The 11,127-nt window shown below is 66.1% G+C and carries 7 protein-coding genes and 1 pseudogene; 3 read left to right on the top strand and 5 right to left on the bottom strand.

What is annotated here, in order from left to right; translation table 11 throughout:
* From BRAS3809_RS30355 to BRAS3809_RS30345, 3 genes are all read right to left on the bottom strand, one after another.
* Positions 1–614: autotransporter strand-loop-strand O-heptosyltransferase (locus BRAS3809_RS30355; RefSeq protein ID WP_240535807.1), on the bottom strand; the 614-nt coding region annotated here is incomplete at its 3' end.
* A gap of 106 nt (positions 615–720) precedes the next feature.
* Positions 721–2,652, bottom strand: coding sequence for an HlyD family type I secretion periplasmic adaptor subunit (locus BRAS3809_RS30350; protein ID WP_008965844.1), 1,932 nt, complete (start codon positions 2,650–2,652; stop codon positions 721–723).
* Positions 2,653–2,655: 3 nt separating this feature from the next.
* Positions 2,656–4,410 carry a type I secretion system permease/ATPase gene (locus BRAS3809_RS30345; protein ID WP_008965843.1) on the bottom strand — a complete coding sequence of 585 codons (1,755 nt, stop codon included), beginning with the start codon at positions 4,408–4,410 and terminating at the stop codon, positions 2,656–2,658.
* Positions 4,411–5,462: 1,052 nt separating this feature from the next.
* Between BRAS3809_RS30345 and BRAS3809_RS30340 the strand changes: the two genes are divergently transcribed.
* A complete protein-coding gene (locus BRAS3809_RS30340; RefSeq protein WP_008965842.1) occupies positions 5,463–7,391 on the top strand; it encodes an ethylbenzene dehydrogenase-related protein in 1,929 nt (642 codons plus the stop codon).
* Positions 7,391–8,428, top strand: coding sequence for a 2Fe-2S iron-sulfur cluster-binding protein (locus BRAS3809_RS30335; RefSeq protein ID WP_008965841.1), 1,038 nt, complete (start codon positions 7,391–7,393; stop codon positions 8,426–8,428). The genes BRAS3809_RS30340 and BRAS3809_RS30335 overlap by 1 nt, the downstream gene beginning before the upstream one ends.
* A 45-nt stretch (positions 8,429–8,473) precedes the next feature.
* Here BRAS3809_RS30335 and BRAS3809_RS30330 read toward each other — a convergent pair whose 3' ends face one another.
* Positions 8,474–9,331, bottom strand: coding sequence for a VOC family protein (locus BRAS3809_RS30330; protein WP_008965840.1), 858 nt, complete (start codon positions 9,329–9,331; stop codon positions 8,474–8,476).
* Positions 9,332–9,480: 149 nt separating this feature from the next.
* On the opposite strand from BRAS3809_RS30330, the gene BRAS3809_RS30325 reads away from it, so the two are divergent.
* The gene (locus BRAS3809_RS30325; RefSeq protein WP_008965839.1) at positions 9,481–10,791 is read left to right on the top strand and encodes an NAD(P)/FAD-dependent oxidoreductase; all 1,311 of its coding nucleotides are present in this window, start codon (positions 9,481–9,483) and stop codon (positions 10,789–10,791) included.
* Positions 10,792–10,795: 4 nt separating this feature from the next.
* On the opposite strand, the pseudogene BRAS3809_RS30320 reads toward BRAS3809_RS30325, so the two are convergent.
* Positions 10,796–11,127, bottom strand: a pseudogene (locus BRAS3809_RS30320) (microcin ABC transporter ATP-binding protein); the annotation flags it as partial.

Raw genomic sequence — 11,127 nt, 5'->3', positions numbered from 1 at the left:
CCGACCTGCCGGAAGTCGCAAGGCTGATACGCCTGCTCGGGGTCATCGAAGAACAGGGCGACGGAGTAGGTCGCGTAATAGCGCTCCGCCTCGATCATCTCGTGCGTGACGAAGCTGATGTCCGGATAGGCTGCGCCGAACAGGGCGATCAGCGGCTCGCCCATCGCGCAGGTGAGCCGGCACTGGTGCAGCTCCTTGAACTTGACCGCATAGCTCAGCCAGCCGATGACGTCGCCGATGGTGCCGACCGGAAACTGAATCAGGACGTCGCGCCCGCCGGCGTCGTAGTCGTGGCGCAGCAGCAGCTCCGGTCCCGACCAGACCTCTAATCTGAACGGGACGAAGTAGCGCTTGCTGCTGTTGACGTGTCCCGAGCGCAGGTCGATGTCGAACAGGACATTCGCCGTTTCGAGATCGCTCAGCCGGACGCGCCAGGGCTGGCCGATGTCGGGAAGCATGACCCGGCAGCCATCGTTGAAATCGAACCGAAGCCCCTGGGGACCCTCCTGGGTCGGCACGCTCGACGGGGGTGGCAGCCGAGGCTTCGACGGCGGAGCGGACGCCGGTCCGCCGTGCTGGGCGACGGCGCGTGGGATGGCAATTGGCGGCCCCATCGGCGGGTCCGAGGTTAGAGACAAACTTGCAACGTTCATGCTGAAAGGCCGATGCAGTCTGCGGTCCCCGCAAAACGGAACGCAGACCGCACCATATCGCGACAGATCACTCCACGAAGGCGCGGCGCCACTGATCGAGAACCGGCTTCATCAAATAGCTCAGCATCGTGCGGCTGCCGGTCTGGACATAGACCTCGGCCTGCATGCCCGGCTTCAGATTGACGTCGCCGAGCCGCTTCCGCTCCTCATCGGGCAGCGTGATCCTGACCGTGTAGAACGTGGAGCCCGTCCGCTGGTCGTTGGTAATATCGGGCGACACGAACGAGACCTGCCCACTCAACTTCGGGGTCGTGTGCGAATTGAAGGCATTGAAGTGGACCATCGCGTCCTGTCCGGTGTGGACATGATCGATGTCCTTGGGCTGAACGTGGCCTTCCACCTGCAGCTCGTCCGAATCGGGCACCAGCTCCATGACGGTCTCGCCCGGCTTGATGACGCCGCCGATGGTGTGAACCGCGAGCTGGTGGATGGTCCCGGAATTCGGCGCGCGCATCTCGATACGGTCGAGCTGGTCGCGTGCGGCGACACTCTTCTCCACCAGATCGCCTTCCTTGGCCTGCGAATCGCTGAGATCCTTGACCACCTCGCTGCGGAAATCCTGATCGATCTTGACCGTCTGCAGTTCGGCCTCGCTGATCTTGGAGCGCGTTTCCGCGACGCTCGACACCAGCTGGCCACGCTCGCCGTCGATCCGGGCGGCCTCGCGCTGCAACGTTGTCAATCGCGTCAGCGGGACGAGGCGCTTGTCGTAGAGGTCCTGCACGCCGGCGAGTTCGCCCTTGATGAGGTCGATCTGCTTGGTCTTCGAATCGAGCTGCGCCTCCATGCCGCTGATCTCGTTGTTGAGCTGGACGATGCGGCCCTGCAGCAGCTCCTTCTGGCTCTTGCGCGTGACGGCGCGGGCCTTGAACAACGCATTTTCCGAGGCGATGACAGCGCGAATGTTCGGGTCATCGGCGCGCGAGGTCAGCGTGGCCGGATATTCGGGCTGCTCCAGCCCATCGCGCTCCGCCGAGAGGCGGGCGATCTTGGCGCGCTGCTCGTTCAGCTGCTTGGTGATCGATTGCAACTGCGCCTGGCTCTGCGTCGCGTCGAGCCTGACGAGCAGGTCGCCGGCGGCGACGCGCTTGCCATTGTCGACCTTGATCTCGGCGATGATGCCGCCGGTCGGATGCTGGATCGCCTTCACGTTCGACTGCACGACGAGATTGCCTGGAACGACGACGGCGCCGGCCAGCGGCACCAGCGTCAGCCAGCCGCCGCCGAACACGGCCGCGACCAGCAGGACGCGCAAGCCGAGGCGCAATTCGTTCTCGAACATCCGGCCGACGCGCGGAACGAGCTGCTCGTCCGAATCATCGTCGAGATCGGCGGCCGTTCCTTGCGCCGCGATGAACGTCATGCCGGTCGTCAACGCGGTGCCGGCGGTTCCGACCAGCCGGCGGACCCCGGTCTGCGGCACGGCCGGCGCTTGGCCGAGGCGGGCAGGGAGGTTCTGCGGTCCGAGTCGCGGCGCGTCGCCGAAGCCGCCGTCGCGGCGTGCCTCGCGGACGTCGAGCACGGCCATATTGTTGTTCGGCACGCGGCCAGGCGCGTGGCGCGGCGGCGGTGTCAGCTCCGGCTCGCGACCGCGCACCGGCGCGGGCGATTGCCAGTCCATCTCGCGGATGCCTTCTCCCCGGCGCTCGCGCTGCGCCTGCGCGCCCAGTCCGAACAGCGAGAGGGCGCGCCCCATGGTGCTGCCCTTCTTCTTGCGCGGCTTGACGCGGGTCTGCGCCGGTGGTGGACGGCGGCGTTTCTTGCCGCCGTCGCGTGAGCCGCGGCGTGCCCGCGGGTCGTCGTCGGAGCCGTCGTCGAACGCACCCTGCAATCGCTGCAGCTCGAGAATCAGAGCATCGCCCTGTGGACCGACCGCGCGGGTCTTCGGGCGCACATAGCCGTCGTCATCGAAGGGCCTGAAGTCGTTGATGTGTTTCATGGATCAAGCGCTTTCTACTGGGGCGGCGCGACGGAGCATGCGTGTGTTCGGATTTTGGGCTGCCGTCGGAGCGGCCACCCTCGGTGCGGCGGCGGCGGCGTGCGTGACGGCGGGTCCGGCAGCGGGCTTGCCGCCGGCAACGCGGGCGAAGATCTCCTGACACGGGCCGAAGGCGATCGCCTTGCCCTCGTACAGCACCAGCGCCATGTTCAAGGCGTTCAGCGCACTCGGCCGATGCGAGATGACGATGACGATGCTCTGGTTCTGCTGCCGCATGATCTGAATGGCGCGGCTGAGCGCATTCTCGCCGTCGGTGTCCAGATTCGCATTCGGCTCGTCGAGCACGATGAGGAACGGATCGCCGTACACGGCGCGCGCGAGGCCGACGCGCTGCCGCTGACCGGCCGACAGCGACATGCCGCCCTGGCCGATTCGGGTCGAGTAGCCCTCCGGTAGCCGCAGGATGATGTCGTGCACGCCGGCGATCTGCGCCGCCTTGAGGATGGCATCCGAGCTGGCATTCTCGTCGAAGCGGCAGATGTTGTCGGCGATGCTGCCGTCGAACAGCGCGACATCCTGCGGCAGATAGCCGATGTGACGGCCGAGATCCTCGTTGCTCCACTGGTCCAGCGCGGCGCCGTCGAGACGGACACTGCCGTTCAATGCGGGCCAGATGCCGACCAGGGCCTTGGACAACGAGGTCTTGCCGGATGCGCTGGCGCCGAGGAGCGCGAGGCCCGTACCGGCCTGGATCGCGAACGACACGTTGTGGACGATCGGACGATCGGTGCCGGGCGCCGCCACCGTGAGCTCCTGAACCGAGAGCTCCCGGCACGGACGCGGCAGCGCGACCGGAGGCGCTTCGGGCTTGGCGGTCGCCCTGCACACATCGCGAAGACGCGCAATGCCCTGGCGGGCGGCGACCAATTGCTTCCAGCTGCCCAGCGCGATCTCGATCGGGGCGAGCGCGCGCCCCATCAGGATCGACGAGGCCATCATCACGCCGCCCGAGGCCTGTTCGGAGACGACCAGCGCCGCGCCGATGCCGAGCATCCCGGACTGCAGAATGTAGCGCAGCACTTTCGCCGCCGCACCGAGATTGGAATAGACGTCGCTCGCGCGGATATTGTCCTTCAGATACTTCTCGTTGACCGCGTTCCAGCGCGCCGAGAAGCGGTTCAGCATGCCGAGCGCGCGAATCACTTCCGCATTTCGCTGAGTTGCATCGGCGAGCACCTGGCGTGCCGCGCTGGTATCGCTCGCGGATTTGCTCGCCTGTTTCGAGAGACGGTCGGTGACCAGCGTCATCGAGATGATGGCGACCGTGCCGATGATGGCGGTGATGCCGATCAGCGGGTGAAACAGGAACATGCCGATCAGGAAGATCGGGATCCACGGCATGTCGAGAAACGCGGTGGGTCCCATGCTCGACATGAAGGCGCGCAACTGATCGAGATCGCGCAGCGGCTGCTGCATCAGCATCGGCTTGGTGCCGCGCAGCGGCAGCGTGGCCAGGGCATGGTGGATCGCGTCCTGCAGGCTCGCATCGAACACGGTGGCCACCCGGCACAGCATGCGCGAGCGCAGCGCGTCGAAATAACCCTGGATCAGATACGCAGCCAGAATCATCACCGACAGGCCGATCAGGGTCGCCAGGTTCTTGCTCGGAACGACGCGGTCGTTGACCTGCATCATGTAGACCGAGCCCGACAGCATCAGGATGTTGATCACGCCGCTGAAGACGCCGATGCCGGCCATGCGCCGGACCGCCTGCCGCAATCCACGCGTGACCGGATCGTCGCTTCCCGAGAGAAGGTCGGTGAGGGCAGCCGCGGCTTTATTTCGGGGCCGGTCTTGAGCCAGACTCATCCAGGCGCGTCTCCCTAGGGCTAGTGCTTCCATCAGCGCTCTTGACAGTCGATGCCGACGATTTTCCGGCAACAATGCGACACACGGCCCTTTCTGTCACACGCTGTGGGAGAAAATCTCCGGCAGGCCGCAAGACGCGAGACTGGTTGCCGGAAAATGCGGCAGGCGTCGCCGCCATCCACGTAGTTCGAAATCCGTCTTGAATCGTCGATGGTTGCGGCTCGATACGGGCACGCGCGCACGGCGTCCGTCACACATTCGTCCGGCTATCACCTTGGTTCGGCGCTCATTGGCCGTGGTCCGGGCCGAATGACGCCACGAAGCCGAATAAATCTTCCTGCGGTGCAACGCACAGGCGTTGTCATCACAAGCGTGCGGTATTCGATGACAGTGCGGAGAGCGACCATGGGGACGGCGGCAACACATGGACACCCAGCTTCACGCACGAGCTCAAGCCGCGCGATCACCAATCGCGCCCAGCCCCGTTAGTGCGTTCTCGCAGCGGGCACACGTCATCGATGTGCCGGGCGGTGGCTATGACGGCGTTGGTCGAACAAGGCAGGGGAGGACAAAGCGGCCAGTTTCCATGCGATCCGAGCAACCCGTCACCGGCCCGGCGCGCAACAACTGACCAATCACAGACGTGATCCAAGTGGTCGCGTTCAATCGTAGCGTGGCAACGATCGGCATGGGGGACGGCGCGGTCCACGCCGAAGCCGGACTGAAAGTTGCCGCTGAGAGTATCCGGGGGACGAAGAGTTGTTGGACGACATCACCATCATCGGGGCGCGTGATGCAGGAATGCATTCTAAGCGGGGGACGCAGTTCAGGGGTGCGTGTTCGACGATCCGAAATAGGGTCGAGCCGCTGAGACGAGAATCGATCACCGGTTCAGCGGTGCGTCGCGCCGATTGCGTGCGCGCAGGTCGGGAGGCGCACGCATGAAGATCAGAAAGACCGATTACGGCACGATCCTGCTGCATTGGACGCTGGTCGGCGCCACCGTCATCGCGTTCCTCACAGGGCTGCGCATGGCGACCGAAGCGCCCGGGCATGCCTGGATCGCCAACAATCTCGACTGGCTGCTGCCGCGGCAGCGAACCTGGACGTGGCACATGCCCGCGGGAGTGGTGCTCGCGAGCGTGGCGGTCGCCTACATGATCTATATCGCAAAGTCCGGACTCGGACGGCGCGTTGCCATCGACAAGATGCGCTTCAAAGGCCTGCTCGGGCGGCGGCCCGCACGACTGGGCTCGATCAGCGTGATGCTGCATTGGGTGCTGTTCATCGCAATGGGGACACTGATTATCACCGGCGGCCTGCTGTTCTTCGGCGTGGCGTCAGGCTACGCCACCATGATGATCCATTGGTACGCGACCTGGGTCATACCGGTGTTCCTGGTGCTCCACGTTCTGGTTCACTTCAGCATCGGTGGAAAGATGCAGCTGTATCGCGTTTTTCGTCCTGCACCCCTGCCGCCGCCGCCGCCGAAGCTCGACCCGGTCGAGCTGCTCACCATGCTGGTCGAACAGTCGGAGAAGCTGGAGGAGGCCGAGGCTCCGCCGCGGAAGCCTGCGCCTGCAGCACGGCCCGCCGCGCGCGAGCCGATGCCGGCGCCGCGACGCATGGAGGAGCCGATGCGTGCACGTCCCGAGCCGCGCGTGCCGGCCGGCCGGATGCGTCCGCCAGCGCCTGCCAAGGGCAACTCGCGACGCCGCAATCCGACGTTTCAGGCCAATCCCTTCATGGTCGCGACGGCGGCTGCCATCGTGATCGGTTCGGCGATGTTCGCAGCCGACTACTATGCCGAGGACACCGTCACGGTGTATCGAATCGCGACGTCGGATGCGCCGACGCTCGACGGCGATTCGTCCGATCGCGTCTGGCGCAATATTCAGCCGCACATGGTGACCACCAACCAGGGCGACAATTTCGACGGCACCGGCGAATCGAAGGTTTGGATCAAGGCGGCGCATGACGGCACCTGGGTCTACTTCCTGGTGATCTGGGAGGACCCGACGCGCTCGCTGAAGCAGCTGCCGCTGATCAAGAAGGCCGATGGCTGGCACCTGCTGCAGAACGGTTTCGACAAGGGCGACGAGAACGATTTCAACGAGGACAAGTTCTCGCTGCTGTTCACGACGCTGCCGATCACCTTGGCGGCTGACCGCACCTTCCACATGAGTTCGCAGCCGCTGCCGGACAAGCCGGCGACGCTGTCGGGCCGCGGCATTCACTACACGCCTGCGCCCAATCTCTATGCCGACGCCTGGCTCTGGAAGGCGACCAGCGGCGGTCCGACCGGGTGGATGGATGACGACCATTTCGGCCCCCCGGCCGAGCCGACGCCGGACCAGGTCAAGGGATTGACGCCGTACAAGGGAGGGTTCGCGCCGGATCCAGGCACGGCGAACTATTCGGACAATTTCGTGATCGACAGGGAGGCTGCGAGGCTCGGAAACCGGGGCGTGCGACCGAAGCGCCTTCCGAAGGACGTAGCCGCGATGACGGCCGCGATGGGCGAGATCAATCTCGATCCCAACATCGGCGAGAGCGAAGGCGCGCGCTGGTTCATGACGGAGGCGGAGTCCGTGCCTTATTCCGCAGAGGCGGATGCGCAGACGCCGATCGGGACCGTGGTGCCGGGTGTGCTCGTCAGCGGCGAGTTCACCGGTGATCGAGCCGACATCCGTTGTGCGGCGCGTTGGGCCGCCGGCCATTGGACGCTCGAAATTGCCCGCAAAATGGACACGAAAAGCAAGTACGACGTGCCGATCAAGAACGGTGTCTTCATGCGAGTCGCGGCGTTCGACCACACCCAGATCCGACATACGAGGCAGATCCGGCCGATGCGACTTGAGGTGCAGTGATGGGTAAGATTTGCAAAATCCAGTACAACAGGGAAACGTTCTACGCGAATGTGGGCGATATCCTGCTCGACGGCGCCATCAACAGTGGCGTGGATCTGCCCCATGACTGCCGCAGTGGCATTTGCGGCTCTTGCAAGGTGACGGTCGTCGACGGCAAGCTGTTCGGCGGCATGGAAGGCGACATGGCGCACGCCTGCCAGGCGCGCGTGGTGTCGGACCTCAAGATCATCACCGAGCCGGTGCCCGAGACGGTGACGATGAGCTGCGAGGTCGGCGATCTCGTGCGCCTTGCGCCGGACGTCGTCGGTGTCACGATCGAGATGCCGAAACCGCTGCGCTTCTTCCCCGGTCAATACGCCAAGGTGCAGTATCGCGGCTTTCCGACGCGCTGCTACAGCCCGACCTACCCGATGGTCGGCGCGCCCGACAGCCATCTTCTCTATCTGCACATCCGGATCCTGAAGGACGGCCTGGTGTCGTCGGCGCTCGGCCGCGACATTCAGGTCGGCCATCGTGTCAAGCTGACCGCGCCGCTGGGGACCGCGTTCTTCCGCCAGAAGCATCGCGGCCGGATCATCCTGGTCGCGAGCGGCACCGGCTTCGCGCCGATGTGGGCGATCGCAGTCGCGGCCATCACCGAGAATCCGAAGCGCGAGATCGTCTTCATCGTCGTGTCGCGCACGCTGCAGTCGTTCTACATGCATCAGGCGCTGTGTCGCCTGGCGCGTTTTCCGAACGTCAAGATCATTCCGATCGTCTCGGAGCCGCAGAACGTCTCACCGGCGATCCGCAGCGGCCGTCCGACCGAGCACATGCCGGAGATCAGGCCGAACGATGTCGTCTACACCTGCGGCGCGCCGGCGATGACCGAAGCGGTCGCGAAGATGGCGCGTGCGGCCGGCGCAAAGTGCCATTGTGATCCGTTCGTTTCCTCCGCACAGCCCTCGGAGTCGAGCGGTGGCGGCCTGATGGATCGGCTGGCGGGCTGGCTGGACAGCCAGCGTGGCCGTCCAGCGATGTTCCAGCCGGCGGAATGAGTGTATGCGGCCGCGGAGCGCGCGGCCGCATGACGTCGGACTTCGTCAGCCGGCGATGAAGGCAAGCAGGGTCCCCGTGGCCGAGGCCGGTGGCACCACGATGCTCGAGCCGCTGCGAATGGCGGCGCTGCCCAGAACCTTCTCGGTTTCGGCCAGATCGTGCGAGGCGAGCACAAGGCCGGCGCCGCCTCGTTCCGGCACACCGGCCAGCGAAACGCCGGGATAGCGCGCGGCGAGTTGATCCCGGGTCAGGAAGACGAAATCGGCGCGGTCGCCGCCCGACGGCACCGTCACGGCCCCGTCGGTCTCGCTGCGGCCGTCGCGGTCGATCAGGCGCGACAGATGCGCTGCGTCCTTGGCCGGGTCCGGCGTCACGATGAGCGCCTGCTTCAGCTGCTTGGCGGCATTGGCGTGGCTCATCAGCACGGGGATCCAGACCGTCTCTCGGGTCTTGTGCTGGCAGGCAAAGATGCGCAGGCCGCCGGGTGCCTCGACCACCGGCCACTGGAAGACGCGGAATTTGGCGGCGGACAGCGTGCCGTCCGGCAGCGGCACCGGACGCTCGAAGTCGATCGGGCCGATGGGCTCGAAGCCCTTGGCGCGAATCTCCTCGGCACCGGCTGCGGAATCGATCGCGGTAAACGCGATGCGCTCGATGCCTTCGCCGCGCTGGGCAAGGAAGTTGCGGGTCGGAACATTGTGGTCCGTCTCGGCGAGAATGCCGAGTAGCTCGATGTAGTCCGGATCGAGCATGATGGTGTAATTGCCGGATCCCATCTTGGCGCTGTGCGTGCCGCGCGGCGACAACGTGAAGCCGAGCCGCTTCCAGGTCTCGGCGGCCGCGTCGAGCTCCTTCACCACGACGACGGCGTGATCGATACCGATGACATTCTTGAGGGCCACGCGTTTGTCTCCTTGCAGCGAACTTGGCATATTGGCGGCCGAACTATGCCCAATCGACCCATGCGCTGCAACCGGCGCAGCCGGCCGCCGGGCGCAAGGCAAGATCGATCTCCGCGAGGGCGGTCGATCGGCAGAAACGAGCTGTCGCGATGAGCACGACCACCGATCACGTTCAATGGCCTCCATCCCTGTGGGCAGCCCAGACCCCGCCCGGGCCGGACTTGCCGGTGCTGCAGGGCAGCCAGCAGGCGGACGTGGTGATCATCGGCGGCGGCTTCACCGGCCTGTCGACGGCGCTGCATCTGCGCGAGGCCGGCGTCGATGTGGCCATCGTCGAGGCGATGGAGCCGGGCTGGGGTGCGTCGGGCCGCAACAACGGCCAGGTGATCCCGACGCTGTCGCGTCCCGATCCGGAGGATCTCATCGCGCGTCACGGCGCGGCCGGCGAGCGCTTCGTCGCGATGCTGCGCGACAGCGCGCAGACTTTGTTCGACACCGTCAGGCGCTACGGCATCGACGCCGAGCATGAGCAGGCCGGCTGGGTGCAGCCGGTGCATACGCCGGGCCGCATCAAGATCGCCGAGCGCCGGTTCAAGCAGTGGTCGAAGTTCGGCGCTCCGGTCGAGCTGCTGTCGCGCGATCAGGCGCGCGACATGCTCGGCTCCGACGCCTGGCATGGCGGCTTCTGGAACAGGACGGGCGGGCACATCAATCCGCTCGCGCTGGCGCGCGGGCTCGCGCGCACCGTCCTCAGCCTGGGCGGCAGGATCTATGCGCGGTCCCCAGTGATCGATTTCGCAAGGCGCGGCGACCGCTGGGTGGTCCGGACGGCGAAAGGTGAATTGTCGGCGCGTGCGCTGGTGCTGGCGAGCAATGCCTATAGCGGCGAGTTCTCCAAGGCGCTCGCCCCGGATATCGCGCATGAGGTGATGCCGGTGCTGTCCTGGCAGATGGCCACGCAGCCGCTGTCGGACAATGTTCGCAAGACGATCATCCCGGCGCGGCAGGCGATGTCCGACACCCATGGCGAGCTGTATTTCGCGCGCTACGACGCGCGCAACCGCCTGGTGACCGGCGGCGCGGTGATCGGGCCCGGCAACAAGGCCGAGCGGCTGAAGGCGCGGGTCTCCGAACGCCTGCAGCGGCTGTGGCCGCAGATCGGCGAGGTCACGTTCGACTACGTCTGGAACGGCTATGTCGGCATGACCACGGACTACATGCCGCGCATCCACCGGCTCGGCCCGGATGCCTATGGCTGGACCGGCTGCAACGGCCGCGCCGTTGCGCTGACGATCCCGCTCGGCGCCGAGCTTGCGAAGGCGGTGCGTGGCGCTCCGGCTGACGAGCTGGCCCTGCCATTCACGGAGCCGGTCACGATACCGGCGCATGCGCTGCTGCGCCCGTTCGCGCCGCTGATGCTGCTGCTGTATCGCTATCGCGACGCCCGCGAGATCGGTTAGCGCTCTAGCCTAGCGCCGTCCGCGCGAAGTCGCCGCCCGGAATGGCCGCGAGCAGGGCCTGCGTGTAGGCGTGCCGCGGCTCGCCGAAGACCTGATGCGTGAGGCCGTGCTCCACGACAACGCCGTCCTTCATCACGGCCACGAGGTCGCAGATCTGCGCCGCCACGCGCAGGTCGTGGGTGATGAAGATCATCGACAGGCCGAGTCGCGCCCGCAGGTCGGTGAGCAGGCGCAGGACCTGCGCCTGGACGGAGACGTCGAGCGCCGACACCGGCTCGTCGGCGACGAGCACCGCGGGCTTCAACGCCAGCGCCTGCGCCAGGCCGATGCGCTGGC

The organism is Bradyrhizobium sp. STM 3809 (assembly GCF_000239795.1).
In the GTDB taxonomy this organism is placed as follows: domain Bacteria; phylum Pseudomonadota; class Alphaproteobacteria; order Rhizobiales; family Xanthobacteraceae; genus Bradyrhizobium.
This window is presented reverse-complemented; position numbering and strand designations above follow the sequence as displayed.

Coding starts and splice junctions, on each gene's coding strand:
- BRAS3809_RS30350 (WP_008965844.1), bottom strand. CDS start 2,652: ATGAAACACATCAACGACTTCAGGCCCTTCGATGACGACGGCTATGTG.
- BRAS3809_RS30345 (WP_008965843.1), bottom strand. CDS start 4,410: ATGGCCGGCATCGGCGTCTTCAGCGGCGTGATCAACATCCTGATGCTG.
- BRAS3809_RS30340 (WP_008965842.1), top strand. CDS start 5,463: ATGAAGATCAGAAAGACCGATTACGGCACGATCCTGCTGCATTGGACG.
- BRAS3809_RS30335 (WP_008965841.1), top strand. CDS start 7,391: ATGGGTAAGATTTGCAAAATCCAGTACAACAGGGAAACGTTCTACGCG.
- BRAS3809_RS30325 (WP_008965839.1), top strand. CDS start 9,481: ATGAGCACGACCACCGATCACGTTCAATGGCCTCCATCCCTGTGGGCA.